This window comes from Oscillatoria nigro-viridis PCC 7112 (assembly GCF_000317475.1).
Lineage (GTDB): Bacteria > Cyanobacteriota > Cyanobacteriia > Cyanobacteriales > Microcoleaceae > Microcoleus > Microcoleus nigroviridis.
The window spans coordinates 4,669,815-4,696,259 of record NC_019729.1 but is presented as its reverse complement, the minus strand read 5'-3'; the positions used below and the strand labels follow the sequence as shown (position 1 = coordinate 4,696,259).

General features: G+C 43.5%; 21 protein-coding genes and 1 pseudogene. 11 read left to right on the top strand and 11 right to left on the bottom strand.

Annotated elements, in window-relative coordinates:
• Positions 1–39: 39 nt before the first annotated feature.
• Positions 40–519: a hypothetical protein gene (locus OSC7112_RS19730; RefSeq protein WP_015177559.1), complete on the bottom strand. Its 480-nt coding sequence runs from the start codon at positions 517–519 to the stop codon at positions 40–42.
• Positions 520–941: 422 nt separating this feature from the next.
• Between OSC7112_RS19730 and OSC7112_RS19725 the strand changes: the two genes are divergently transcribed.
• Positions 942–2,849 (top strand): sensor histidine kinase, encoded by a 1,908-nt coding sequence (locus OSC7112_RS19725; RefSeq protein ID WP_015177558.1) that lies wholly within the window; start codon positions 942–944, stop codon positions 2,847–2,849.
• Positions 2,850–2,974: 125 nt separating this feature from the next.
• Complete coding sequence (locus OSC7112_RS19720; protein WP_041622634.1) at positions 2,975–3,730, top strand: COG4705 family protein; 756 nt, start codon at positions 2,975–2,977, stop codon at positions 3,728–3,730.
• Positions 3,731–3,928: 198 nt separating this feature from the next.
• On the opposite strand, the gene OSC7112_RS19715 is transcribed toward OSC7112_RS19720, so the two are convergent.
• The 4 genes from OSC7112_RS19715 to OSC7112_RS19700 all read right to left on the bottom strand — a co-directional run bounded on the left by OSC7112_RS19715 (position 3,929) and on the right by OSC7112_RS19700 (position 9,380).
• Positions 3,929–4,612, bottom strand: coding sequence for a phosphatase PAP2 family protein (locus tag OSC7112_RS19715; protein WP_015177556.1), 684 nt, complete (start codon positions 4,610–4,612; stop codon positions 3,929–3,931).
• A gap of 129 nt (positions 4,613–4,741) precedes the next feature.
• Positions 4,742–5,335, bottom strand: a complete 594-nt coding sequence (locus OSC7112_RS19710) for a sensor histidine kinase (protein WP_015177555.1) — start codon at positions 5,333–5,335, stop codon at positions 4,742–4,744.
• Between the two features lie 85 nt (positions 5,336–5,420).
• Positions 5,421–6,098, bottom strand: a complete 678-nt coding sequence (locus OSC7112_RS19705; protein WP_015177554.1) for a response regulator transcription factor — start codon at positions 6,096–6,098, stop codon at positions 5,421–5,423.
• Positions 6,099–6,260: 162 nt separating this feature from the next.
• Positions 6,261–9,380, bottom strand: a complete 3,120-nt coding sequence (locus OSC7112_RS19700; RefSeq protein ID WP_015177553.1) for an efflux RND transporter permease subunit — start codon at positions 9,378–9,380, stop codon at positions 6,261–6,263.
• Positions 9,381–9,853: 473 nt separating this feature from the next.
• Here OSC7112_RS19700 and OSC7112_RS19695 point away from each other — a divergent pair, with 473 nt between their 5' ends.
• Together OSC7112_RS19695 and OSC7112_RS19690 are read left to right on the top strand one after the other, a co-directional pair.
• Positions 9,854–9,997, top strand: a complete 144-nt coding sequence (locus OSC7112_RS19695; protein ID WP_015177552.1) for a hypothetical protein — start codon at positions 9,854–9,856, stop codon at positions 9,995–9,997.
• Between the two features lie 346 nt (positions 9,998–10,343).
• Positions 10,344–10,676, top strand: a pseudogene (locus OSC7112_RS19690) (MerR family DNA-binding protein); the annotation flags it as partial.
• 6 nt (positions 10,677–10,682) lie between these two features.
• On the opposite strand, the gene OSC7112_RS19685 reads toward OSC7112_RS19690, so the two are convergent.
• Entirely contained in the window at positions 10,683–13,808 is a 3,126-nt protein-coding gene (locus tag OSC7112_RS19685) for an efflux RND transporter permease subunit (protein ID WP_015177551.1), read from the bottom strand.
• 206 nt (positions 13,809–14,014) lie between these two features.
• On the opposite strand from OSC7112_RS19685, the gene OSC7112_RS19680 reads away from it, so the two are divergent.
• The 3 genes from OSC7112_RS19680 to OSC7112_RS19670 are packed head-to-tail and all read left to right on the top strand — an operon-like array spanning position 14,015 to position 15,578.
• A complete protein-coding gene (locus tag OSC7112_RS19680) occupies positions 14,015–14,752 on the top strand; it encodes a TIGR04255 family protein (RefSeq protein WP_041623300.1) in 738 nt (245 codons plus the stop codon).
• On the top strand, positions 14,752–15,045 hold the full coding sequence (locus OSC7112_RS19675; protein WP_015177549.1) for a hypothetical protein: 294 nt from the start codon (positions 14,752–14,754) through the stop codon (positions 15,043–15,045). The genes OSC7112_RS19680 and OSC7112_RS19675 overlap by 1 nt, the downstream gene beginning before the upstream one ends.
• Entirely contained in the window at positions 15,042–15,578 is a 537-nt protein-coding gene (locus OSC7112_RS19670; RefSeq protein WP_015177548.1) for a hypothetical protein, read from the top strand. The genes OSC7112_RS19675 and OSC7112_RS19670 overlap by 4 nt, the downstream gene beginning before the upstream one ends.
• Before the next feature lie 42 nt (positions 15,579–15,620).
• On the opposite strand, the gene OSC7112_RS19665 is transcribed toward OSC7112_RS19670, so the two are convergent.
• The 3 genes from OSC7112_RS19665 to OSC7112_RS19655 form a co-directional block, all read right to left on the bottom strand.
• A complete protein-coding gene (locus OSC7112_RS19665) occupies positions 15,621–17,576 on the bottom strand; it encodes an efflux RND transporter periplasmic adaptor subunit (RefSeq protein ID WP_223300652.1) in 1,956 nt (651 codons plus the stop codon).
• Positions 17,577–17,769: 193 nt separating this feature from the next.
• A complete protein-coding gene (locus OSC7112_RS19660) occupies positions 17,770–17,952 on the bottom strand; it encodes a hypothetical protein (protein ID WP_223300651.1) in 183 nt (60 codons plus the stop codon).
• Between the two features lie 481 nt (positions 17,953–18,433).
• The gene (locus tag OSC7112_RS19655; RefSeq protein ID WP_015177545.1) at positions 18,434–19,165 is read right to left on the bottom strand and encodes a DUF305 domain-containing protein; all 732 of its coding nucleotides are present in this window, start codon (positions 19,163–19,165) and stop codon (positions 18,434–18,436) included.
• 318 nt (positions 19,166–19,483) lie between these two features.
• Here OSC7112_RS19655 and OSC7112_RS19650 point away from each other — a divergent pair, with 318 nt between their 5' ends.
• From OSC7112_RS19650 to gloA, 4 genes are all read left to right on the top strand, one after another.
• Positions 19,484–19,684 carry a heavy-metal-associated domain-containing protein gene (locus OSC7112_RS19650; protein WP_015177544.1) on the top strand — a complete coding sequence of 67 codons (201 nt, stop codon included), beginning with the start codon at positions 19,484–19,486 and terminating at the stop codon, positions 19,682–19,684.
• A gap of 301 nt (positions 19,685–19,985) precedes the next feature.
• Positions 19,986–22,241 carry a heavy metal translocating P-type ATPase gene (locus OSC7112_RS19645; protein ID WP_015177543.1) on the top strand — a complete coding sequence of 752 codons (2,256 nt, stop codon included), beginning with the start codon at positions 19,986–19,988 and terminating at the stop codon, positions 22,239–22,241.
• A gap of 19 nt (positions 22,242–22,260) precedes the next feature.
• Complete coding sequence (locus OSC7112_RS19640) at positions 22,261–22,773, top strand: cupredoxin domain-containing protein (RefSeq protein ID WP_015177542.1); 513 nt, start codon at positions 22,261–22,263, stop codon at positions 22,771–22,773.
• A gap of 110 nt (positions 22,774–22,883) precedes the next feature.
• Positions 22,884–23,312 (top strand): lactoylglutathione lyase, encoded by a 429-nt coding sequence (gene gloA / locus OSC7112_RS19635; protein WP_015177541.1) that lies wholly within the window; start codon positions 22,884–22,886, stop codon positions 23,310–23,312.
• Between the two features lie 94 nt (positions 23,313–23,406).
• Here gloA and OSC7112_RS19630 read toward each other — a convergent pair whose 3' ends face one another.
• Positions 23,407–25,179, bottom strand: coding sequence for a hypothetical protein (locus tag OSC7112_RS19630; RefSeq protein WP_015177540.1), 1,773 nt, complete (start codon positions 25,177–25,179; stop codon positions 23,407–23,409).
• 276 nt (positions 25,180–25,455) lie between these two features.
• Complete coding sequence (locus OSC7112_RS19620; protein WP_015177539.1) at positions 25,456–26,445, bottom strand: SGNH/GDSL hydrolase family protein; 990 nt, start codon at positions 26,443–26,445, stop codon at positions 25,456–25,458.

The window sequence follows — 26,445 nt, the reverse complement described above, 5'->3', positions numbered from 1 at the left end:
ATGCACCGATAACTAAGACTGCATTAGGAAATCAGCTATCTATTGATTGAACGTAAAACGACCGTCAACTTTTTCTCCCTTAATATCCGCAGTAACTTTCACGGGATAACTTCCTGCTTCTTTGCCGGGAAACACCACAGCGTAATGTTTGCCCTCAGCATCATACTTGAGAGCTAGGGTTTGCTGCTTTCCATTCGCCAACTGCACTTGAGCCGTCACTTTGGCGTCAGGAACTGGTTCCTTTTTCTCCCCTTTTTGCAAATAAACATCTAAATGAGTTCCGGTAGCTTCTTTTTCCGGTACAAACTCTAAATAGTAAGCTCCCGACTTTACAACTTGCCCCCCTTGAGTTGCTGTTGCAGGAGCAGCCGCGGGAGGCGAAGACGCAGGTTGAGATGCGACAGGAGGAGATGGTGGAGTGCTATTTGGATTGCTTGCTTGCTCGCCTTTACTGCAAGCTCCCAAAAACAGCAATCCGACACTGCCTAGAACAATTAAATTTGACTTGAGCGTTTTCATTTAACTTAATGTTTGCCTAAAATTATTAGATAGTATAACACCCAAAAATGAAATTAGGATGAAATTTGCCCGCAGGCAGAAGTTTTTAATCTTTTCAAGTTCTTAATTTTTGGTTGCTGTGGTGAACAAAGCTACTGCGTGCGATCGCCGCTCCTTATTGTATGGTATTAGTAAGGTGTAAAGCTAATCTTTATACCATTTTTTTAAAAAATATGCTACAAGCTAAGTGTTGAGTAAAGTACCTCAAGTCAACAACCGATTGCTAATATTTATGAAATTATAGCTACTCTCAATTGAATCAGGTAATAATTTACAGATCAAAGTCTCGCTCTACCCGGTTTTCAGTGTAGAGCATCCGCTCTAGAAATGCTAGAGTATAATGTATCTTATTCAACTTGAATGTCAACCTTAATATTATTGTTATGCGAACAAAAAACCATCACCAAGCTGTACTTCACAAGCAATCCCGTCGAAAAACATCAAGGGATTTGGAACTTCCCTCCAATTGGTTCCAGCGACTGATCCGCCGCACCCCGATTCGGTGGAAAATTAGCTTGGGTTATGCACTGGTACTCAGTATTGCTGTTTTGGGAACGACTGCTGGACAGCTAGTTGGAAATTTATACACCAAAAAAGCTTGGGATAAGCTCAACCTAGAACAAGACGAGGCACAGCTTTTAAGCGAACTAAAAATTGCTGTATTGCAAACTCAATCTCAGCAACAAAAGCTAGTTATTCTGATCGGAAATTCCGCATCATTTAATCAGGAAAAGGATGAATACTTCGCTCACAACAAACGAGTCAATCAGCTTTTTTCCAAATTAAGAATTTTGGTAGAGCAGAATTTCAACAAAGACGACCCAGAAATAGTAAAGTTGAATCAATGTTTACAGACTTATGACGCGATTCAAACAGCCTACAGCCAACAACTAGATGGACTGCTGCAAGAAATCGATCCGAAACGCTTGTCGCCAGAAAAAGTTACAGCCTCGCAGCAGTTACTTTGGGAATTTACCAAAAGCCAGTCGGCAATACATTTTAACCAACTTTCAGAAGATTTAACTAAACTTGTTAAGCTTGCTTATCAAGGACAGGATCGAGCAGAAATTGGTATGGAGGACGCGCGGGAAGTTCTCAAAGAAGTAAGCATCGCCAGTCTTTTACTTTCGCTGATCGGTGCCACTATTTTTGCATTCTACATCAGTCGCATGATTTCTCAACCTATAGAAGCACTCACTCAAGTCGCTGAACAAGTAACTAAGGAATCCAATTTTAGCCTCCAAGCTTCTGTTACTACTGACGATGAAGTAGGAGAATTAACTATTTCTTTCAACAGTCTAATTGAATCGGTAAAAGAGCATATTGAAGCGCTAAAATTATCCCAGCAAAATTTGGAAAAGCGCGTGGAAGAAAGGACTGAAGAAATTTCACAAAAAAATCACGAGTTGCAGTCAGCTTACAATCAACTTGCAGATGCCTTGCACAATCTTCAGCAGACTCAAGCCCAGCTAATCCAAGCCGAGAAAATGTCGAGTTTGGGTCAAATGGTAGCAGGTATCGCTCACGAAATCAACAATCCGGTCAGTTTTATTTACAGCAATCTAGAACACGCTAGTAACTACGCTCAAGACTTACTGCGATTAGTGGAATTGTACCAGAAGCAGTACCCTAATCCCAGTGGCGCTATTCAAGCTGAAACTGAGGCAATTGAATTGGATTTTCTGGCTGATGATTTCTCTAAAGTTATACATTCAATGAAAAATGGTGCTGATAGAATTAGACAAATTGTTCTGTCTCTGCGTAACTTTTCTAGGTTGGATGAATCGCAGCTAAAACTGGCCAATATTCATGAAGGAATTGACAGTACGTTGGTAATTCTCAATCAGCGTTTGGAGCAAAGAATTGCAGTTATTAAAGAATATGGAGATTTGCCTTTAGTAAAGTGTTATCCTGCGCTCCTGAATCAGGTGTTTATGAATATAATCGAAAATGCGATCGCCGCCCTTGAGGAAGGAAAGATTAATAGTAAAAACTTAAGCTGTGGGACTCAGCAACCTACCATCTGGATTCATACCAAAATAATAGATAGCGAAATGGTTAGAATAGGAATTAGAGATAACGGTACTGGGATACCGCCAGAGTTAATAAATAAAGTATTTGACCCTTTTTTCACGACTAAAGATGTAGGAAAAGGAACGGGTTTAGGACTAACTGTTTGTTATCAAATGATTGAAAAGCACAAGGGTAATTTAGAGGTTTTTTCGGAACTGGGAGAGGGAGCAGAGTTTTTGATTACGCTGCCAATTAAACCATCTGACAGTTCGACATAAACATGATGAAAAGCAGCATCAAGCCGGAGTTTTACGATTTTTTTGACGTTTCGCTTAATCTTTCCAAGTTCTTGACATTTGTCCTCTAGAGTAAAACTGCCCAAGTACAATAACCGATCGCAATTATGAGCAAACTCCCACAAATCACTGCGTTCTTTTGGATAATGAAGATATGTGCAACCACTTTGGGAGAAACAGCAGGAGACCTTTTATCGATGACGTTAAACGTGGGCTATGCGGTTAGTTCCATGATATTGATGGGAGTGTTCTTAACGACTCTTGTGTCTCAATTGATATCGAAAAGCTATAACCCATTGCTTTATTGGACTGTCATCCTTTCAACCAGCACGGCTGGTACAACGATGTCAGATTACATGGATCGTACTTTAAAGCTTGGCTACACTACAGGGTCTGCGATTTTACTTACTATTCTCTTGGCTATTTTGGCCTTCTGGCGATTCAGTGTTGGATCTCTATCTGTTAATAACGTCAAAACCCCTAAAACTGAGCTGCTTTATTGGACTGCAATTCTATTTTCCAATACTTTGGGTACTGCCTTGGGCGATTTCCTAGCCGATACTTCTGGACTTGGATTTGCAGGAGGAGCTTTGCTAATTTCTAGTTTACTTGCTCTAGTATTGGCAGCGCATTACTTTACCCAAATTTCGGAAGTCTTGTTGTTTTGGATTGCGTTTGTCCTCACCAGACCATTTGGTGCAACACTGGGGGATGTTCTGACAAAACCACACGAAAAAGGTGGCCTCGATTTTGGTACTGGTGGCTCATCTATAGTCCTTCTATCAATACTTGGAGTTTGTATCCTGTTCACAACTCTAAAGCAGAGAAGACTAATCGCGCCTGAGCCTTCTAGCAATGAATGATCTAGTAAGTAAGCTCACCTAAAATAACATAATAGCCTGATACCAGACTTATTTATTATTTAATAAGTCTGGTATCTAACAGAAGAGTATTTAATCACTATATTTTTAGGTTGTTAACTTCATATAAACCCGCGTCGTTTCTGCTAGATGGTACGTCACAAACCAACTTAGTAGTCGCTAAATTTTAGCCAAGCAATACTAGACTTGTCTGGTTTGCAACTTCAGCATTGTGATGCACAGCATCAGCCAAATATAGCCGACTCCGTAGCCAGCAATTATATCTGTCGGCCAGTGTACTCCTATATATATCCGACTCAGGCCGATAGCAGCGATCGTAATAACAGCTAGAGTATATATAAATTTGGAATACTTGGGAAAGCGACTAGAAAGCAGGTAAGCTAGAAACCCATACATTACAAAACCTCCTAAAGCGTGACCGCTAGGAAAACTAAAAGATGTTTCAGAAATTAAACTCGGAAAAATATGGGGACGAGGTTTAGCAAAAAATAACTTCATGCCGTTATTGAGAATAAAAGCTCCCAAACAAGCAATGGCAAAAATTTTAGCTTCTGAACGGTGATTGCGCCACCAAAGAATTCCCAACGTGAGTGCCACAATAACTACTACTACACGGGCATCTGCAAGCTGAGTAATTGTCAGCATCACAGCATCTAGATTAGGAGTTGCATACCCGTGTACCCAGTATATCCAAGCTGTATCAAACCCAAAAGCTTGTTTTTCTAATACTTCTTCAAATAGCCAAGCTAAAAGAAAAATAATCGACAGGCAACTGGCAATTCCAACAACACCAATTGTCACGATTAGAGTCGTTATGTGAGGGTTGATATGGCGCAACCAAAACTGGTAACTCTTGCTTAACATAATTGACAAAACTCAATAAACTTAAAACAATCTACACTTTATAAAATACTTTGTCAATGGTTTGCAAACTCCACAAACAATCAAAAACATGATTAGTTTAACTAAAAAATTAAGGAATTAAGAAGCAAATTAATCCTGCGAATGCTCGGATACTTTAATAGATGGCAATCGGACGGTGAAGCAACTGCCAACTCCTACCTGACTGGTGAGGGTAATTGAGCCACCGTGATTTTGGGCAATGCTTTTGGCGATCGCCAATCCCAAACCCGAACCCCCTGCCCAATAGGAACGAGATTCATCCGCCCGCCAAAAGCGTTCAAAAACCAGTTTAATATGCTCTGCTGCTATCCCCGCACCCGTATCGCGCACGCTAACAATTAAATAAGAACTGACAGAGTTAGCTGTAACTTCAATTGTTCCTCCTGCGAGCGTGTAGTGGAGTGCGTTTTCAATCAAATTGGCGAACAGCCGTGTCAGTTGTCCCGCATTTCCTAGCAAGTACATATCCCCGTCAATCTCAGATTTGAAATCAATTTTTTTAGCACAGGCTTCAGGTTCTGCATTAGTAGCGGCTCCTTGCCCTAAAGCAGTCAGTCTGTCTGTTAGCTGTTGGGTGAGACTGCGCGCGAACAAAAGCCGCACCCCAGCGGCAAAAATGACTAAGATTGAGGTAAATACTGTCAGATAAGATAACAGCAAACGCCATCGAATTTTAGTAAACATAATTTGAAAAATATGCAACAGTCAGTAGAATATTAATGATTTGTTTGTGAAAGATTAGAAACCCGGTTTCTGAAATCTGAGATTTTCAGTTAGTGCCGCTGAGACGATAACCAATTCCATAAACTGTTTCGATGAAATTTTCTGAACTTCCGGCTGCTTTTAGCTTGCTCCGCAGATTTGTAACGTGAGTCTTGACAGTGCCTTCTCCAGAGGAGCGATCGAAATCCCACAGTTTATCTAAAATTGCTGCACGAGTCAAAACTTGAGTGGGGTTTCTCAAAAAGCATTCTAATATCATATATTCTTTGGGTGTTAAAGATAAAGGTTGATTGCCATAGGTGACGGTGCAGCTACTGGGATTGAGTTGCAAATCGCCGTGGCTTAAAATCAGCGGCTTGGTTTCAGGAATTCTGCGAGATAAAGCTCTGATTCGTGCTGATAATTCTTCTAATTCAAAGGGCTTAATTAAATAATCATCAGCCCCCGCATCGAGTCCAAGGACTTTATCTGAGGTTGTATCCCGTGCTGTCAGCATCAAAATCAGAGTGTTGGACTTAGCTGCACGCAGACGCTTGCACAGCGCAATTCCATCTAATTTTGGCAGCATCAAATCTAACAAAACTAGGTCATAATTAACTGATTGGATGTAATCCCAAGCTTCGATGCCGTCAGTCGCTATATCGACGGCATGATTTTGATGCCTTAAATCTTCTGCTAGAGGTTTGGCAATGCGATCGTCGTCTTCAACTAGCAAAATTTTCATAGGTTTGTGCCAAAACAGTCAATGTTTATTTCAGGTTGAAAGTGAGTTACCCCGTCGATCATTCGGCGGTTGAAACCCGGGCAACCACGGGGGGATTGCCCCTACTGCACAAACTTGCGTCCGCGCAACGCGAGACTAAGAGATAAAACTCGTGATTTAACATCAAGCATCAAAACTTGCATTAACTATCTTTGCTTCAATTAAAACACTCGTTTTAGCAACTAAAAACCTTCCAAACATAGAATACAAAGCTGGCAAAACTAACAGCGTTAATGCAGTAGAAGTAAACAATCCTCCCAGCACTACAACTGCTAGCGGTTGCAGAATTTCTTTACCTGCGCCGCTGCCAATTACTAAAGGAACCATGCCCAAGGCAGATGAAAGAGCCGTCATCAAAATCGCCACTAGCCGCTCCATAGAACCCTCAACGATGACTTTCTGTAAAGGCATACCATCTGCTAACTTGTTGTTATAGTTATCAACTAGCAGCAGTCCGTTGCGGGTAGCTACACCGAATAAGGTGATGAATCCCACCATTGAAGCGACTGAAATAATTCCACCGCCTAGCGCAACTGAAATCACGCCCCCGACTAATGCTAAGGGCAAGTTTATCATAATCATCGCGGTAGCTGGAATTGTTTTAACGGCGAAGTAAATCAGTACCGTGATGGCGACAAAGGCTAATAAGCCAGCCACCATTAATGTTTGAGTTGCCTGTTCTTGAGCCTGAAATTGCCCTCCGTACTGAATGTAATATCCAGAGGGCAATTGCACTTTTTGTTTTACCTGGCTGCGAATATCAGCGATGACAGAACCTAAGTCTCGCCCTTGGACGTTAGCAGAAACGACAATTAGTCTGGATACATTCTCGCGGTTGAGGGTGTTGGGGCCGGTGCCGCAGTCAACTTTGGCAACTTGTGCGAGGGGAATTTTCTGTCCGCTGGGAGTATCAACTAACAAGTTGCGGATAATATCTAAATTGTGCCGATCGCCCTCATTGAACCACACAACTAAGTCAAACACTTGCTGTTGCTCTAAAACTTGAGAAACGACTCGCCCGTTGAGAGCAGTTTCAATAATTTCTGCTAAGTCGCCTACCGCCAAACCGTAACGACCAGCCGCAGTGCGATCGAATTTTATTTGTACCTGTTTGATGGGTACTTGCGCTTCTAGTTGCAAGTCTACAACAGCGGGAATTTCTGTCATAGTGGCTTCTACTTGTTTGCCGATAGCCCTTAATTGTTCCAAGTCGGGACCGAATATTTTAACAGCGATCGCACTTCTGACTCCTGACAGCACCTCATCCATCCGATGCGAGATAAACCCGCCAATATTAGCCGCGACACCCGGTATTTTTGCATATTCCTTTCGCAGCTTTTCAATAGTAGCTTCCCGCTTTTTCACCCCCTGTGAGCTCATCTCTACATCCATTTCTCCAAAATTCACACCGCCGACATCGCTATCGCCTGGAGCACGTCCCGAACGCAAAGCTAAAGCTTCAAAATTCTTGTCATTTTTCAAAGCATCCTGAATCGCAAAACCTACCTGATTTGTAGCATTTAAAGACTCGCCCGGATAGAGAGAAGTAGCAACGATCAAACTGCGTTCCTGAAACTCCGGCAGAAAAACTCGCCCCAAACTAGGTAAAATCACCATCGAAGCTACAAAGCCCACAACAGCTATTACCAAAACAATCTGAGGAAAGCGGATAGAAAACATTAAAGCTGGGCGATATAATTGGTGAGATTTGCGAGCAATCCAAGTTTCATCCGGGGGCAAACGGCGATTGACTAATAGCAAAGCACATAGTGCCGGAGTTAACGTTAGGGCTACCAATGTCGAAGCGATAATTGACAGCAAATAGGACACGCCCATCGGAGTAAAAATTCGACCTTCTACGCCAGAAAGTGCAAAAATTGGCGCAAAGATGACGGCAATAATTACTGTGGAAAATAACACGCTGACCCGCACTTCAACGGAGCCATTAAACACCACATCTAGTGGTGGAACAGGTGTTCCCGCCTGCTGGTTTTCCCGCAAGCGACGGTAGACATTTTCCATATCAACGATGGCATCGTCTACTACCGAACCAATCGCCACAGCAAGTCCTCCCAAGGTCATCGTGTTGATGCCTTGTCCTGTCCAATCTAAAATCATCATTCCCAGCAGCAAAGAGACTGGGAGGGCGCTGAGACTGATGATAACTGTGCGCCAGTTCATTAAAAATAAAATTAGTACGATCGACACAATGATGATGCCATCCCGGAGAGCATCTCTCACGTTTTCTATAGAAGCTTCAATAAAATTTTCCTGCCGAAAAGTGACAGTAACTTTGACATCTTTAGGCAGACTCGGTTTAATTTCCTCCATCGCCGCCTCAACCGCCTTCGTTACTGTTGGGGTATCAGCAGCAGGCTGTTTGTTGACTATGACTACAATCGCTTTCTTGCCATTTAAGATGCTGTCGCCGCGTTGGAGTGCTGCACCGATTTTCACGTCAGCTACTTGGCTCAGCAGCACTGGCGTGCCATTTCTGGCTGCGATCGCAGATTGTTTCAAATCCTCGATCGACTCAATTCGCCCGACTCCCCGAATTAACAATTCTTGGTCTGGGCTAATTAAAAATCCGCCCGGAGCATTGACATTTGCTTTTTTAACTGCTTCAGTAACTTGCTGTAATGAAACATTAAATTCTTTCAGTTTGTGAGGTTCTACTAAAACTTGATACTGGCGCTCTTCACCTCCAAATATCACAATTTGAGTGACACCTGGAACTGCTAAAAAGCGGTTTTTTACTTGCCAATCAACAATACGTCGCACTTCCATTAAAGGTGTCGTATCTGTAGTAAAAGCATATTTAATTGTGGCTCCCAGTGGAGAGCTGATGGGCGAAATTTGCGGCGTTTCTACCCCTTGAGGAAGTTGATTTTGCGCTTGCTGCAACCGTTCTGTTACTAACTGGCGAGCGCGGTAAATTTCAGTATCCCAACCAAAGATGACTTTGACGACGGAAATGCCTACAGCAGAAGAGGAGCGTACCGTCTCTACTCCGGGAGTGCCGTTAATCGCACTTTCTATGGGTCGAGTCACTAGAGATTCGACTTCTTCAGGAGCAAGTCCTGGTGCTTCAGTTTGAATTTCGACTTGGGGGGGAGCAAAGCTGGGAAAAACATCGAGCGGCATTTGTGTCAAAACTCGCAATCCCCAGAGGGTAATGAGGATGGAGGCGATGACAACTAGCCACCGTTGGGCGATCGACCATTTGACAATAGAATTAAGCATAAGCTGTCGCGCATTTAAATTGTATATTCAGGGCGGGCGGGGCGCCCAACCCTACTCCCCACAAGACTTGGACTTTTTTTTGACATACAATTTAAAGGCAGAAAAGCTTATAGCGGTTCTTGGGTAGACGAGGTACACAATTCAACTTAAAAAGCTTGACAACACAGGGTTTTAGCGTACTCCATCTTTCTGAGAAAGGCTATATCTTAGTTAAAGGGTCAGGCTGCTTTAGTTCCCCTTGAATACTTGGCTCTTCCGCGTTAAAATCGCCATTCAATTTAGGTTGACACGCAAAAATGAAATCAGGATGAAATCTTCAGACTTTCATACAGGTATTAGGAGCGCGACCTCGGAAATTAAATATTTTTATAATTCTTAATGTTTCCCCCCTTGACTCTATACCCGACTTGAGAGTTTATACTATTTATAGTTTCCCAAAGAAACTTTTCGAGCAAATTCACAGGTAAAAATTCATGATTAAAGCAACTAAGACAAAAAGATTCACTCTCGCAGCTTTGACGGCAGTTCTCCTGACAGCAGGTACTGCCGGTATTGTCTTTGCCGCCGGCCACTGCACTACTCCTACTCCTGACTGCCCGCAAGCGAATTGCGATTAATAATCCTTATTTTCCCCGGTGTGTGTAGATTATATCATGGATAGTTTGCAGGGGAGAAGCAAGAGAATATCCGACAGCAGCAGTAACTCAAAATTGAGTTACTGCTGCTTTTTTAGCCACTATAATTATGGGCAATATAGAATATTTTATCATGAAAAATGGGGTGACTATAACCAGCACAAAAAAGTGAAACTGGCTACCGCTATAATGATAGGGTTCAAACTTATCTAGAACTGCTATGACAAAATTTGAAACAGAATCCCTAGAAAAGCAGCTACTAAAAATTGGAGAACTACCCAAGCAAACTGGTGTTGCTGTAGCCACCCTGCGATAATATGAAAGCCTAGGGTTACTGGAACCTACCTTACGCAGCAGTAGCGGTTACCGTTACTACACAGCCGATGCTGCAAGACAAGTGCAATTTATCAAGAAAGCTCAAAGACTCAACTTTTCTATTCAAGAAATTCAGCAAATTTTGGCTTCTCGCCGTCAAGGAATAACAGCTTGTCCGCTAGTGCAAGACTTATTAAGTCGCAAAATTGATTTCCTTGAGGAGGAAATTCAGCGCATGAGTGCGTTCAAAGCTGAGTTGAAAGCTTATAAAAAAAATTGGACAAATCGAGCTTCCGACAATCCCGATAGCGATCAACTTTGCAGTTTGATTGAGGGAGTTCACTAGGGTTGATCAGTTCGCTATTTCAGCTTTAACTACCTTCCCGTCTTCAATAACTGGCTGAGGTTTTTGAGGTCGTAAAAAATGCCCAAATTGAGCATACAAAGCTGGCAAAACTAACAGAGTTAGTGCTGTAGAAGTAAATAACCCTCCTAAAACTACTACTGACAGCGGTTGCAAAATTTCCTTGCCCGCCCCGCCTTCAAAGACTAAAGGTGCTAAACCCAAAGCTGAAGTTAAAGCGGTCATCAAAATGGCGTTGAGCCGTTCCATCGAACCTTTAATAATTGCTTCCTTAAAAGGCAGTCCTTCAGCAAATTTAGTGTTGTAGTTGTCTACTAAAAGCAAGCCGTTACGGGTAGCAACGCCGAATAATGTGACAAAGCCAACCAGGGAAGCTACGGAAATTATACCGCCAGTCAAAGCTACCGCAATTACTCCTCCTACTAATCCGATCGGCAAATTAATCATAATCATAGCAGTTGAAGGAATTGACTTGACTGACAAGTACATCAATACTGTAATTACCAAAAAGGCGATCGCGCTAAATATCATAATATTTTGCGAAGCTCTTTGCTCGGCTTCAAATTGACCGCCGTACTGGATAAAATAGCCAAAAGGCAACTGCACCTCTCGTTTGACTTTAGCTTGAATTTCATTCACAACCGATCGCAAATCCCTACCTTTAGCATTCGCCGCCGCCACAATCAAGCGAGAAACATTCTCGCGGTTAATCGTATTGGGGCCCGTACCGTATTTGACAGTCGCAACTTGGGCGAGGGGAATCTTGTTGCCGCTTGGAGTATCAACCAACAAATTCTGAATAGTTTCTAAGTTATTTCTAGCTTCAGGCTGCAACCAAACAACTAAGTCAAAAGTTTGTTGCAATTCCAAAACTTGAGAAACAACTTTGCCGTTTAAAGCTGTCTCAATTATTTCAGAAAGCTCTCCGATTTTCAAACCGTATCTACCCGCAGCTTGGCGGTTAAACTTAATTTGAATTTGTTGCACTGGCACCTGGGGTTCGAGTTGCAAATCCACAATTCCTTCAACTGTTTTCATTTGCTCTTCAACTTTGGCACCGATGGTGCGAAGCCGATCCAAATCCGGGCCAAAGATTTTGACAGCAATCTGACTTCTGACACCGGATAAAACCTCATCCATCCGGTGAGAAATAAAACCGCCGATATTTGGTGCAACTCCCGGCAATTTACCAAACTCCTGCCGCAGCGATTCCAAAGTTTTCGGCCTGTTTTTCATGCCCTCCTCGCTTAAACCGATATCAATGTGAGCCAAATTAACTCCCGCAGCATCAGCATCACCCGGAGCTCTGCCCGATCGCACTTGCACGTATTCAAACCTCTTATCATTCTTAAGTGCATCTTCAATCGCAAAAGCCGCGCTATCTGTTGTCTCCAAAGACACCCCCGGATAAAGCAGAATAGTATTCACCAAAGTTTGCTCCTGAAACTCCGGCAAAAACACCCGTCCAAAGGATGGCAAAATAATTACGGCAGCCACCATACTAGCAGCAGCAAAAGCTAAAATAATCGCCGAATAACGCATTGAAGTTCTGATACAATAATGATAAATATGCTTGCAAAATCTCGGCAACCAAGGTTCTTTACCACTCATACGTTTGTTAGGCAATAAGATAGCGCAAAGGGCCGGAGATATTAACAGCGATTCCAGACTAGAAATCACCACAACTACCAGATAAGTAATCCCCATAGGCGTAAAAATTCGACCTTCTACACCGGGCAAAGTAAAAATAGGAGAAAATACCACAATGCCAATAACAGTCGCTCCAATTAACGAATCGCGCACCTCCTGACTGCCGTCAAAAATCACATCCATCACCGGGCGCGGATGAAGAGAAGACGTATTTTCTCTCAAGTTGCGGTAGGTATTTTCGGCATAGACGATCGCATCGTCGATCGCAGTGCCGATCGCCACCGACAAACCCCCCAAAGTCATCGTATTCAGCCCCAGCCCCAGCCAATACATCGCCAGCAGCCCGAACAGCCAAGTTAGGAAAAAATCGAGCAAAACAACCGTCAGAGTCCGCCAATTCATCAAAAACGGGATGAGAATCAGGGTGACGATGATGCTGCCTTCAACTAAAGCCGATCGCACATTCTCCACCGAAGAATTAATATACTCTTCCTGGCGGAAAGTCACAGTAACTTTAATATCTTTGGGCAGAGCTTCCTGCACCTGGGCCATTGCTGCCTCAACCGCTTTAGTTACCGTCGGAGTATCAGCAACTGGCTGTCTGTTTACCATCACAATCACAGCTTTTTTGCCGTTAAAACTGCCATCGCCCCGCTTGATTGCAGCACCAATCTTGACATCAGCTACATCAGCAATTCTGACCGGCGTTCCCTGGCGAGAGTCGATCGCCGATTGCTGCAAATCTTCCACAGACTCAATCCGCCCCACCCCCCGGATTAAAGTTTCTCGATCCGGCGTAATTAAATACCCCCCCGGCGCGTTAACATTCGCAGCCGCTGCCGCTTCAGCTACTTGCTGCAACGACACATTAAAAGCTTTCAACTTGGCAGGTTCTACTAATACTTGATACTGCCTTTCTTCGCCTCCGTAAGCCACCACTTGAGCAACGCCTGTCACTGCCAAAAGCCGATTTGTGACTTGCCAGTCAACAAGACGGCGCACTTCCATCAAAGGAGTAGTTTCTGATGTAAAAGCATAGGTAATAACAGTGCCGACAGGAGAAGTTGTCGGAGAAATTTGCGGTGTTTCTACCCCAGCCGGGAGTTTGCTTTCAGCTTGCTGCAACCGTTCTGTTATCAACTGGCGCGCTTGATAAATGTCAGTTCCCCAATCAAAGATTACCTTAACCGCAGAAAGGCCCACAGCCGAAGACGATCGCACTGCTGTCACCCCAGGAGTTCCGTTAATTGCACTTTCGATCGGTAGTGTTACTAAAGACTCGATTTCTTCCGGCGCGAGCCCCGGTGCTTCCGTCTGAATTTCCACCTGCGGGGGTGCAAAAGGAGGGAAGACATCAAGGGACATTTGGGGGATGATAGAAAATGTCCACAGACTAATAATAATGGTGGCGACAACGACTAGCCAGCGGCGGTTAATTACCCATCTGAGAATTGTGCTGAACATTTTATGATTTTATAGAGGTGATGAATACCAGCCACCGTTGGGCGATCGACGTTAAATAGCTATTCAATTTACGTTGACACCCAAAAATGAAATTAGGATGAAATCTTTTAACTTCCAACCTTGATTAATAAGTCATCTAAACTTTCAAATCTCAAATGATATAACCTGTGTTGCTATTTTTGACAATGCAGCTTACAATAGTTGCTATGCAAGCACCAAAACACTACTCGCACGCCCCAATCACCGAAGCCCTGATTGATATACAAGTTAAACTTCCACCTGAAGTTAAACTTGACAATTTGGCGCAGGTGTACTCCAGCATTCAGGCTGAGTATCCTCAGCGTGAAGAGGTGTTACTTTTTCAGGGACAAATGATGGCAGGTGCTAGTGTTGGGGCAACAGCCAGTCAATCTCCTATTGGCTATATAGCCTCCAGCGGCGACCAAAAACAAATTTTTCAACTGCGTTTAGATGCTTTCGCATTCAGTCGGCTTGCCCCTTACGACTGTTGGGAAAATTTTCGGGACGAAGCAAAGCGACTGTGGAATATCTATCAGTCGGTGACACATCCAGAAGCAATTGTTCGTTTAGCACTCAGGTATATTAACAGGCTAGATATTCCTTTACCGATTGGCGATCTCAAAGAGTATTTGAGGACATTTCCGGAAGTTTCCTCTGACTTGCCACAAGGATTAAGTGGCTACTTTATGCAGCTACAAATTCCGCAAGAAAAGTTGGAAACAATGCTGGTTATTAATCAAGCAATAGTTCCACCTCCCACACCTGATTTTGTTTCTATAATATTGGATTTAGATCTATTGATGGAAGGAGATATTCCTTCTAATGAAATAGAGCTTTTGCACATTTTAGAACAAATGCACGAACAAAAAAACATAGCTTTTGAAGCTTGTATTACAGAACGCACAAGGGAGTTGATTAACTGATGGCTACAATTACCCCCCTACGTCCAAATGGCGTTTCACCATCCTCAAAATTGCTGGTGGTAGAGCCAAAAGCCACACCTCAATTACAAAGTCCTGAAGGACGAAAAATCGCAGAACTAACTGATGAATTATTGCAGAATTTAACAGTTGTCAAACAATACTTACAAACTCTAGAAAGCATTGGCGAAATAGACTGGCAGCCAGTACCGCCAAAGCGTTCGGAACGAGTAATGATGCGTGCTCAGTTCAAAGGGCGTAAAAAACCTCTGCCGTATATTTTCGATGAAGAATGAGCGTAGAGCCTTTCTGGGTGCAGGTCAATGAATCCACTCTCAGGCAAGGTGATTACCTGCCTGGGTGTCTCGTACCAATACCAGTATTTGACCCAACAAATTTTGGCAAAAACAGTGAAATTCAAGACGTACAAATAGAAGTTAATGAACTCGATTTAATTGTTCTCACCCAAAGCTGCGATCTGGATAATAAAAAAGTAGCTCAGGTAGTGCTGTGTGCAATTTACCATATTTCAGAATTTGAGGAAAATAACGAAGCATTTAAGAAAAAAGGAAAATGGAATGAAGTTTTAAGAGGGAGAACAGAAGGTTTGCACCTGCTGGCATCACCAACGAACCCAGATAATAACAAAGAATCACTGGTTGTAAATTTTAGAGAGATCCAAACCTTGCCTTACGAATATGTGTTGAAACACGCTAGTAATTTAAACGATCGCTGGCGGTTAAAATCTCCTTACCTAGAACACTTTTCTCAGGCATTTGCACGTTTATTTATGCGAGTTGGTTTACCATCGGCTATTCCGCCTTTTTAAGTCATTTTATGTAGGTTATAATTGCTAGATTAAACAAAATTTTTAGTTCAAGCTCTTGGCTTCTGTCTCCTGACTTTTAACGCGATGGTTGTCATCCCGCAGTGACAATTCATGTACTGTACTCGCGTTTAATGTCGGTGCAGAGACAGAAAAATTATTGTTTCCAGAATCCGCTGCTATTGCTGGCAATTTGCGCCGATTTCCCCACAACACGCCGGCTGTGAAAGTCAGGGATGCGATCGCAACTCCTCCCCCTATTCCCGCCCACCATAAAGACACGGGTAAATTATTAAAATTAACCTCTGTTACCTTGGGAGTTGCGTCTTTCTTTGGCTCGTCTTTTGAGGTCTTGCTGCCGCCCCGCAAAGATTGTGCGTAAAGTTGAGGTGCTCGCTGCGTTACTATCAAATCTCCCTCGAATAAACCCCTCTTCACTTCAACTAAATCTCCGGCAGTTTGACCGAGTTCAATTTCAACAGCTTGATAAGCATTGCCATTTTGGAGGTAAACGGTTTTTTTACCGCTAACATCCACTACCGCCGCACTCGGAATTGCTAAAATATTTGTGGCAGTTTTGTCGGTTAAAATCTCCAACTCCGCAAACAGTCCTGGCTTTAATTTGCCGTTAATATTATCTAGTTCCGCTTTGACCGGCACAACCCGCGTTTCTCCTGCCACGGATGACCCAATTAAGACGATTTTTCCATTGAAAGTGCGATCGGGTAAATTAGCGACTTTTACCCTGACTTCCTGACCCTTTTTTACTTTATTCAGGTCTTTTTCGTAAATGTTGGCTGTGGCAAAAACGCGGCTGTCATTTAAGAGACTCATCAACGGTTTTTCAGCGTTTACTGACTCGCCTGGGGTGATTTCGCGATCGGCTACCGTCCCCGAAATCGGAGCAACTACGGTAACGAGTCCTCGATCGTTGGCAACAGTTCCTAATTGTTGCAGCCGCGCTTGATAGGCTGCGTCAGCCAAGCGAATGCGCGATTGAGCGACTTCGACGGCAGTTTTGCCGCGTTTGAGTTGGTTCTCGGCTTCTAGAACTTCCCGGCGGCTCTGAGCTCTGGTAAGTTGAGCTTTTGCTTCTGCTACTCTGCCTTGAGATTCCCGCAATTCCCGCATCGGCAGGTCTACTTCGGCTTGTTTAATTTCGGTTTGGGCTTTGATAACTTCAGGACGGCTTTTTGCCTTAGCAACAGCGGCTTTTGCTTCTGCGAAGTGGGCTTGCGATTCCAGCATTGTGCGTCGGGCGATCGCCCCAGATGCCGCTAATTCTTTGTCGCGATCGAACTGTTCTTTAGCCACCGTCAGTTCAGTTTCTGCCTGCGCTATTTCTGCTTGCGCTATTTCAACTTGACGCTGATAGTTTTCTTGAGCGGCTTGCACCACGGAACGCTTGTTTACTAATTCTTGTTCTCGCTGGTACTGCTTAGTTACCGCTGTCAATTGGGTTTGGGCTTGGGCGATTTCTGCTGCGGATATTTCAAGTTGGCGATCGTAATTTTCTCGTGCTAGTTTGAGATCGCCTTCCGCTTGCTGCAAATCTGCCTCAGCTTCGGCCTGTTTCGAGAGAGATTCAACCCGCAATTGTCCTAATTCTGAACTCGATAAAACCGCAAGCGGTTGACCTTTTGATACTTTGTCCCCAGGCTTAACCAACAACTCTACTACTTTGCCAGCAACAGGAGCCGTCACTTCTACTTTTTGGTTGGGTAAAGTTTCAATTTGTCCAGTAGTTTTAATGCCGATATCTAGTCGCTGGGGGGCAGCAGGGGAGACTTTAATTCCTAATCGTTTTGCTGTTTCGGCATCGACAGAAATAGCAGCAGGAGTTTGAGTTGTTTCGCCGCTTTGGTGAAATTCATTTCCGTGGCCAGCGTGGGCAAAAACAGCGGCAGGAGAACTTAGCAAAATTAGGCTGAACAAACTTCCCGAAAAGCTGCTAATAATTGCCGGAGATTGAGCATATTTGTGGAATATCATCGTTGGCATTGTCCTTGAAATCAGGTTGAGTGCCACAGGTTTAACGGTTGGTATTTTGCCAAGGTAAGTAAGTGATACCACTTAAGTAAAGTTATTTATTAGCATTTTCCAAGAAGCGACCGCTAAGCAATGACCGAGAGCTAGAAATGCTCTACTCAACCTAGTATTTCACGGTCAAATGAAATTAGGATGAAATTTCGCATCAGCAGCCCAGATGCCCACCAGCTTCTAAAATACGAAGATAAGTTGTGCCTAATGACAAGCGATTGTGCTGTAGATTTTTTTCCGATTTTTTTATCTCTGCTTGCGCTTCAATTTCCTGTGTCAATGCGCTCACTAACTCATCTATGGCGGCATCTGATTTATAAGTGGTATTTAATTCCAAGCTGTTCAAGATCATAAACTACCCCCTCTATCTATATAGCTTTTTGCTGACTTACCTACTACTTTAGAGGTAGGACTGAGCAAGTGTCTACAGTATTATTACGTAAGTTCTACTACTTTAGACGTAGGGCGGCTCAATTATCTACAGTATGTCTAGGTAATCTCAGGCAACTGAGGTGGAGTCAGACAAATGCTGACAGCCACAGTCGAGCTACATTACTTTGTCTACCAAGGTTGTCGCCACTTTTTCATTTGCTCAATTTCTTGCTTTGGTGAACCAAGTATTTTCGGAACTCTTGAGCTACTGTGATTAATGTCACTCATTTTCCGGATTTGGATCACATTTTGTTGAGGTGAGCTAAATTAATGGGGAGCATCTCATATGTGTAAAAACAGTTCTTCTGGCTCCTTCCTTCTGACTCTTTCCTCCTGCCTCCTGCCTCCAATTTCTAGCTTGGGTGCTTTCATTGAGATGCTCCCAATTACTGTTTGTACCAAGCTTGCCGCCACTGTTTCATTTGCTCAATTTCTTGCTTTTGCGAAGTCAGAATTTCTTGAGACAATTTCTTCATTTCCGGGCGTTTTGACTTCTTCAAAGCATCTTGGGCCATCACTAAAGCTCCTTCGTGGTGAGGAATCATCGCATTGATAAATCGCAAGTCAAATTTGTCGTCAGCGGCCCCTAAATCCATGCTCATCATCATGCTTTGCATTTGTTCGGGAGTCATTGCCATCATGTGACCCATTGGACCGTGATAAGCCATTGGCGTACTGCTGGCTTTGGGATACCAAGTTTTTCGCCACTCTTTCATTTGATTTATTTCGCGGTTTTGAGCAGCAATAATGTTATTTGCAAGCTTTTTCATTTCGGGGCGTTTAGATTTGTTAAGCACCTCTTTTGCCATGTTTACTGCACCTTGATGGTGTACTGTCATGCCATCAATAAATCGCAAATCGTAGTCGGCATCAGCCGGCCCTAAATCCATTGACATATTGTGATTCATGCCATGATTCATGCCAGGATTCATGCCACCCATGCCGCCGCCTTGTGCCACGTCTTGCTTGTTGTTTGCTTCGGTTGCAGCGGTAACATTTGGGGCTTGAGTTTCGCTGGAAGAGGCTTTTGAACAAGCTGCAACCACTCCACTGGTTAAAGCGGCTGTGGCGGTCAATATCAGCGCTGCAAAGCCTGTTTTTAATGAAATTGGTTTCATAGAGCTTATATCCTTGAAAAGGGCCATTTATCTTCAGACTTTCACATATAAATGAAATTAGGATGAAATTTTGGCGACGGAAGTGTAAAGAATTATTGCAGAATCCTCGATCGCACTCAAATTTAAGATTGACAGGACTCACTTGAACGTAATTAGGTAGGGTGCACAGTGCGCGCCTTACCCCTATGGGTAGCGTGTCAAACCACTTTTTTGAGAATTCCTGATTTATTTCGCAATTCCCCTTGACTCTCCTGCTGACTGGAGACTTTACAATGGAGTTAATTCACTGATTGAGCAGTTTCTGGTGAGGTTCAAACTATGACTTTACAGCTAAAAGTTCCTAAGATGGCTTGTTCCGCTTGTGCGACTACAATCGCAAAAGCAGTCCAAGCCATTGACTCAGCCTCCACGGTTGAGGCGGATATCAAGACAAAATGGGTCACAATTCAAACCGCTAAGTCAGAAAGTGAAGTTAGGAAAGCGATCGCATCGGCGGGCTATCCAGCAAGTCAATTTTAGATTTTAGATTTTAGATTTACTTGCAGCTTTGAATCTGGAAGATTTAACAAGAGTCTAAAATTTTTGATTCTCCACGACAGGAGTACGTCGCACGTTATCCGTTTTTAGGCGAGGTCAATCGATTTTAGATTTTAGATTTTAGATTTTAGATTGAAGCATTGACCCTACGGATAAATACGTTCGGCAAGTTTCATCGGATACAGGTTTTTTATTTCTGGACGGATGAATCCGGGGGCTTGTATCCTGGGTGCTTTCGGTCATTTGAAGACAGAAGGTAACTTTATAATTTAGGAGTACCCCTATGGACAATCTCACACTTAAATTGCGGGGCATGAGTTGTGCTTCTTGTGCTTCCTCTATCGAACAAGCAATCCAATCTGTTCCCGGCGTAATTGAGTGTCATGTCAATTTTGGAATGGAACAAGCAACCATCCAATACGACTCCAAGCAAACCAACTTAGAAACAATTCAATCGGCGGTTGATGATGCGGGATACCAAGCTTTGCCACTTCAAGAAATGGCCGCTGCAGAGGATGATTCCGAACCAGCCGATCGCAAATCTGAATCTCAAACCTTGCAGCGGAAACTCTGGATAGCAGGTATCATCAGCATCCTGCTCTTTGTGGGCGCTATTCCATCGATGACAGGCTTGCATCTGCCATTTATTCCCGCGTGGCTGCACAATTATTGGCTGCAATTAATCCTGACATCGCCCGTACAATTTTGGTGCGGAAGATCGTTTTATGTGGGAGCTTGGAAATCCCTAAAACGGCGGGTGGCGACAATGGATACCCTGATTGCTTTGGGTACGAGTGCTGCTTACTTTTATTCTGTATTTGTGACATTTTTTCCCGGTTTATTCACCGCCAAAGGTTTGACTACTGGCGTTTACTACGAAGTTGCCGCTAGCGTTATCGCCTTAATTTTGTTGGGGAAAAACCTAGAAAATCGGGCTAAGGGAAAGACTTCCGAAGCCATTCGCAAACTCATGGGTTTGCAAGCAAAAACTGCCCGGATAGTTCGCAACGGGGAAGAGTTGGAAGTGCCGATCGCCCAAGTGGAGATTGGCGACATCGTGCAGGTGCGGCCGGGCGAGCAAATCCCCGTAGACGGAGATGTTGTTGATGGCTCTTCCACAGTAGACGAAGCAATGGTTACGGGAGAAAGTTTGCCAGTTAAAAAGCAGCTTGGCGACGAAGTGATCGGAGCCACAATTAACAAAACTGGCAGTTTCAAGTTTCGGGCGACAAGAGTTGGCAAAGACACATTTTTAGCTCAAATTGTCAAGATGGTGCAGGACGCACAGGGGTCAAAAGCACCGATTCAAAAGTTAGCAGACCAAGTGACTGGTTGGTTTGTTCCCACAGTAATTGCCATCGCTTTAGCTACTTTCATTATCTGGTTTAACGCGACGGGAAACTTCACTATAGCCACAGTGACAATGGTGGAAGTGCTGATTATTGCCTGTCCCTGCGCTTTGGGTTTAGCGACTCCGACTGCTGTGATGGTCGGAACTGGTAAAGGTGCAGAAAATGGGATTTTAATTAAAGGAGCGGAGAGTTTAGAATTGGCTCACAAAATCCAAATTATCGTGTTAGATAAAACTGGAACTATCACAGAAGGCAAGCCGACTGTCACTGATTTTGTGACAGTTAGGGGAACGGCGGACAGCAATGAGTTAAAGTTGCTGCAATTGGCGGCGTCTGTAGAACGAAATTCGGAGCATCCTCTGGGGGAAGCTGTTGTGAGGTACGCTCACTCTCAAGAGGTTAATTTGACGGATGTTAAGAATTTTGAGGCGATCGCGGGAAGCGGCGTGCGCGGGGTTGTGGAGGGAAAGTCGATCGCCCTGGGAACGCTGAGGTGGATGCAGGAACTAGGCTGCGATACTGAATATCTGGAACTGCGCGGGAGAGCTTTGGAAGCTGCGAGCAAAACGGTTGTTTGGATGGCTGTAGAACGCAAAATAGAGGCAATTCTGGGCATTGCGGATGCTCTCAAACCATCGTCCGCGCAGGCGGTGAAAGCGCTTCAAAAACTCGGTTTGGAGGTGGCGATGCTGACGGGGGATAACCGCGCGACTGCGGAGTCGATCGCCCAATCCGCGGGCATTACTCGCATTTTTGCCGAAGTTAGACCCGACCAAAAAGCAGCTCAAATTCAAGCCCTGCAAGGGCAAGGAAAAATTGTCGCGATGGTGGGAGACGGGATTAACGATGCACCGGCTTTGGCCGCTTCAGACGTGGGAATTGCGATCGGCACCGGCACAGATGTGGCGATCGCAGCCAGCGACATTACCTTAATTTCAGGAGATTTGCAAGGTATAGTTACAGCAATTAAACTTTCCCGCGCCACCATACGGAACATCCGCGAAAATCTGTTTTTTGCCTTTATTTACAACATCGCTGGAATACCCATCGCAGCGGGTATTTTGTTCCCTATCTTTGGCTGGTTGCTAAATCCAATTATCGCAGGTGCAGCAATGGCTTTCAGTTCAGTATCTGTAGTTAGTAATGCTTTGCGATTGCGGAATTTTAACCCAAAATCTATTGCCTAAATTTGGAGGAATTATAAAAATGTTACACCATCGTCAAATTTGGGGAAGTCTCGCGAGTTTAGGACTTGTGATGGGAATGGCATCGGGAGTCCAAGCTTCCGAAATGTCCGTCCAGCATTCTACTTCAACGACTCAATTCCGCAGCATTGAACAGCCAATAGGTTTAAAAGTTGGCGTAACAATAGGTGGTTTGACATTAATAGGTTTGGAATTGTGGTGGTTTTTATTCAGTAAAGCTAAAGGGAAGCAAGCTGAATCTATTCAGGGGATACAAGAGTTGACTATTACTGTAGACGGGGGTTATGAGCCTGCCACTGTAGTTGTGGAAGCGGGTCAATTAGTCCGGCTAAATTTCTTGAGACGCGACCCCAATAGTTGTCTTGAAAAAGTGTTGTTACCAGATTTTAACATAGTGCGAGAATTACCTCTCAATCAGGTAACGGCTGTTGAATTTACCCCTGACAAACCTGGACGATACCTATTTACGTGCGGCATGAATATGTTTCGGGGTGTGGTGGAAGTACAAAGCTAAATCAAATAGACAGTTATCAACCTGCGGCAACTGCGACGGTTGAGGGGCGAGTTTTTTCCGCAGGAAATAGCTAAAATAGATGAAAGCTTAAAAAATTTGGAGTGAGCTAAATGCAACTACTACACACGATGCTCCGAGTCGGCAACCTGGAAGAGTCCCTCAAATTTTACACGGAGGTTCTGGGCATGAAATTGCTGCGAAAAAAGGACTATCCAGACGGTAAATTTACTCTGGCTTTTGTGGGCTACGGTGATGAATCAGACACTACAGTTTTGGAATTAACATACAACTGGGGGGTTACAGAGTACAATTTGGGAGATGCTTACGGTCATATTGCGATCGGCGTTGACGACATTTACGCTACTTGCGAAGAAATTAAAGCCCGCGGCGGTAAAGTTAGTCGGGAACCCGGCCCGATGAAGCACGGTTCAACTGTCATCGCTTTTGTGCAAGACCCAGATGGATATAAAGTTGAATTAATTCAACTGGCCAATCAAGGTAGCAACACCCAGAAAGTAGCAGCAACAACCGCATCCTAACTTTCTTAAGAGGGGGAAGGGGAAGGAAAAACTATCTTCCCTCTTCCGTTTGCCTTTTGACAACAGTCGTACCCACAACTGTCAACTGAAACTTTTAATTCGATCGCACCGACGGTACAAACTGCTGCAAATATATTTTTTGCCACAATATAGAAAAACTGCTCCCTATTTGGCTTAAGCTATCAAATTGAGGAATTAATTTAGATTCTCGGCGCTGGTATAAAGCAGCGAGCGCCGAAAAGAATACAGCTAATACTAACAAAAATACCACCATCACACTAAATACAATAGTCCAATAAACTAGAAATTCGCTTGTGTAGCTGACACCGAATATCCAGTTAATCACTAAATCCGATAAATACAAAAACAGTCCTCCTGAAAATCCCACCGCGAACAATAGCCACGTCCACCTAAACATATCTGTTGCCGTCTTGCTATTTTTGGACGCAGAAAGTTCTAACTCTCTAATTTGGCTGTTAATATTTGATGTGACTTCATACAACGTATACTGCAAAGAATCTCTGATATAATTGAGTTCATTGTCGAGGTTGATGCACTGCACGGAGGTACTTTTATCCAAGCTCAGGTTTTGGATTTTTTTGCGGTGGGCCGCCAGTTTATTGTCTAGAGTGTAATCCCATTTTTCCAGCCGATCTACCGTCAAATACAAAAGTTCTTTATTAGCATCTAACAAGCTCTGGCAATTTATGATTGACTTAACTAACTTGCTGAGATTGTTGATATACTCCTCTAGAGTATGTTGGTATTCCCTTTGTTTCGCTGACAATAAACTTGCGAGTTCGACATCCCGATTGCCGCACAGCGCCAAAGCCTCACAATACAAGTCGTCAATTTCCATTTGACCGAAATACAGTGACGCTTTGTACTCCTCGATTTCGGGAATAGTCAGGGATTCTAAAGGCTGATATTTTACATTAAATTTATATACTAGCGCTCTCAGAATCAGCGCCAATTTTCGGTCAAGCTTGTCTTTGTAGGGTGCTAAAATAATGGCAGCTAAATTTTTGACTTTCGCTTCGGGGTGATGCAGGAACTCAAAAATTTTGGCAAGTATTTTAGAGAATTCCAAGTCATTAAAATTATTTTCCGCAACTCCCAAAAAGTTTGTTACCGCTGCATCGTTTTCGGCATTCAATTTGTAGTGGCCCCTAAGTGCGATCGCAGCAAATACTCGATCGATCCAAAACAGATATTCGTCGCAATCCATTGGCAGACCCGGCAGCAGCCAGCTAGGGCCGTACACCCAAAAATCGAGACAATTCTCATATTCCTTACTGCTGTCATTTCTACTGTCGCCCACAGCAAATTTGTTGATTGCTAACAGTTTAATTTGCTCTTCTACAGCCAGCCGCTCAATTTCCCCTGCATTGATTGTGACATTGACAGCACCTTCCTTGCCTTGTTGTTGCCCTGCTTCATCCAACCAAAGTGACTTAATACTAACAGCCGCAGACCACCGCATTAAAGGAGTCGATCCCCCTCGCGCTTCCTGTTCTAACGCCGCCAGCAGATTTTTGCTAAAATCACTTGCTCTAGCTTCTCTCTCACTTGATATCAGCTCATCTCGCACCTTCCCCAATGCCTGAATTGCCAAAGCGCGAAACAGCAAATTCGGATGCGGTTTTCTGACGGATTCCGGTATATTTTCTCTGAAGATTCCGCTGTTGGGTACGCCCAAAACTTCAGCAAAAGGCTCGATGCCGCACTGTTGCAGGAATTTTTCAACTAGGTTTATTCTTTGCCAAGGTTGAGTATATTTAGTGAGAAGGAAGATTAGCGCTGTGCCGCTGCACCCCATTGACTCAGGGATGTTAGTGCGATCGAGTTTCCACAGATTGCTCGTCATAATTTGTCGCGATGACAATTACTATATTTTGACGCTGTTGTTTGATGATCGATTCAACTTTACATCTACTGCTGCTTTTTGTCAATATTAGTCCGGGACGCATAGGGAATTAGAAACCCGGTTTCACGAGTAAATTTATCATAACTCAAGCCTAGATTTTCCCTATAAACCTGGTTGAGCAAAGCCAATGTGCGTCCCGAACTAAATATATTATTTTGCAATAATTGGTCAAAGATCCAAATTTTAGGTTTGGCCGCGAAACCCAACCTACTAGAGTCATTTCTTTGTCAGATCTTTTAATATTTTGTCCTCCGCCATTTTATCAACGATTAAGTCGCTGACAATCTGAGCTCCGTGGGAGGTAAAGTGCAAGCCATCATTATTTTTTACATAGCCTCGCTTACCAGATTTATTAGCAACTACTGGAACAAATTTTCCTGCTTGTGCAAAGGTCTCCCAAGTAGAAATAAATTCTATTTTAGATGAAGATTTGCTGGCATTTTTATAAATATCGTTCATGATGGGAAAAGCTTTGAGATACAAAGATTTGTTAGGCATTGATTGACCGACCCAATACACTTTTCTCGCGGATGACGAATTCAGTAAATTGGCGTATTTTTCAACTCTTTCTCGATAAGCTTTTTGCCATTCTTTGGTCATAACAGCCCAGGGTTTTCCTTGATAATCAATGATATTTTGACGGTCATTTGTTCCAAACAAAACTATCACTACATCCGGCTGGTAATTATTAATAATTTGGCGAGTTCGGGCATACCAATCATAATAATCTATCCGATTTAATCCGGTCGAGACCTTGTAGTCAATTTTCGTATCGGCGATATTGTATTTTTTCTTAAGAGTGTACTGGAGTTGAATTCCTAAGTCGAACATTACGGAATCTCCAATAAATAAAAATCGGCGATAAGGTCTGGTCAGTTTGGGTTTAGCTGGGGTTGGTTTTTTAGCTGGAGTGGGTTTTTTAGCATTAGCAGGCTTTGGGGGTTGAACGGCCGCTTTTGTTTCGGTTTTGACAGGAGGAAGTTCTGATTCTTTGGGGAGGCTATCGAAGTTAATATCTTTAATTTTGCTCCAAAAATCTTGTTCTGATTTTCGGAAACCGTCTATTTTTATCTGGCGCGCAGCTTGTTTAATTTCTGGACTGGCGAAAGGAGTTGAAGCAAAGCTTTTTAGAAATAATGATAAGTTTGAAAATATTAAAGTGAGAATTACAGAAGTAACAATCAGCAAAATTTCCCGGTCTTTCAT

Bases quoted from the DNA above. Each gene is read 5' to 3' on its own strand.
- OSC7112_RS19680 (WP_041623300.1), top strand. From the start codon at position 14,015: ATGCAAGCACCAAAACACTACTCGCACGCCCCAATCACCGAAGCCCTG.
- OSC7112_RS19675 (WP_015177549.1), top strand. From the start codon at position 14,752: ATGGCTACAATTACCCCCCTACGTCCAAATGGCGTTTCACCATCCTCA.
- OSC7112_RS19730 (WP_015177559.1), bottom strand. From the start codon at position 519: ATGAAAACGCTCAAGTCAAATTTAATTGTTCTAGGCAGTGTCGGATTG.
- OSC7112_RS19705 (WP_015177554.1), bottom strand. From the start codon at position 6,098: ATGAAAATTTTGCTAGTTGAAGACGACGATCGCATTGCCAAACCTCTA.
- OSC7112_RS19720 (WP_041622634.1), top strand. From the start codon at position 2,975: ATGAGCAAACTCCCACAAATCACTGCGTTCTTTTGGATAATGAAGATA.
- OSC7112_RS19650 (WP_015177544.1), top strand. From the start codon at position 19,484: ATGACTTTACAGCTAAAAGTTCCTAAGATGGCTTGTTCCGCTTGTGCG.
- OSC7112_RS19630 (WP_015177540.1), bottom strand. From the start codon at position 25,179: ATGACGAGCAATCTGTGGAAACTCGATCGCACTAACATCCCTGAGTCA.
- OSC7112_RS19725 (WP_015177558.1), top strand. From the start codon at position 942: ATGCGAACAAAAAACCATCACCAAGCTGTACTTCACAAGCAATCCCGT.
- OSC7112_RS19640 (WP_015177542.1), top strand. From the start codon at position 22,261: ATGTTACACCATCGTCAAATTTGGGGAAGTCTCGCGAGTTTAGGACTT.
- OSC7112_RS19655 (WP_015177545.1), bottom strand. From the start codon at position 19,165: ATGAAACCAATTTCATTAAAAACAGGCTTTGCAGCGCTGATATTGACC.
- OSC7112_RS19685 (WP_015177551.1), bottom strand. From the start codon at position 13,808: ATGTTCAGCACAATTCTCAGATGGGTAATTAACCGCCGCTGGCTAGTC.
- OSC7112_RS19700 (WP_015177553.1), bottom strand. From the start codon at position 9,380: ATGCTTAATTCTATTGTCAAATGGTCGATCGCCCAACGGTGGCTAGTT.
- OSC7112_RS19710 (WP_015177555.1), bottom strand. From the start codon at position 5,335: ATGTTTACTAAAATTCGATGGCGTTTGCTGTTATCTTATCTGACAGTA.
- OSC7112_RS19695 (WP_015177552.1), top strand. From the start codon at position 9,854: ATGATTAAAGCAACTAAGACAAAAAGATTCACTCTCGCAGCTTTGACG.
- OSC7112_RS19620 (WP_015177539.1), bottom strand. From the start codon at position 26,445: ATGAAAGACCGGGAAATTTTGCTGATTGTTACTTCTGTAATTCTCACT.
- OSC7112_RS19665 (WP_223300652.1), bottom strand. From the start codon at position 17,576: ATGCCAACGATGATATTCCACAAATATGCTCAATCTCCGGCAATTATT.
- OSC7112_RS19715 (WP_015177556.1), bottom strand. From the start codon at position 4,612: ATGTTAAGCAAGAGTTACCAGTTTTGGTTGCGCCATATCAACCCTCAC.
- OSC7112_RS19670 (WP_015177548.1), top strand. From the start codon at position 15,042: ATGAGCGTAGAGCCTTTCTGGGTGCAGGTCAATGAATCCACTCTCAGG.
- gloA (WP_015177541.1), top strand. From the start codon at position 22,884: ATGCAACTACTACACACGATGCTCCGAGTCGGCAACCTGGAAGAGTCC.
- OSC7112_RS19645 (WP_015177543.1), top strand. From the start codon at position 19,986: ATGGACAATCTCACACTTAAATTGCGGGGCATGAGTTGTGCTTCTTGT.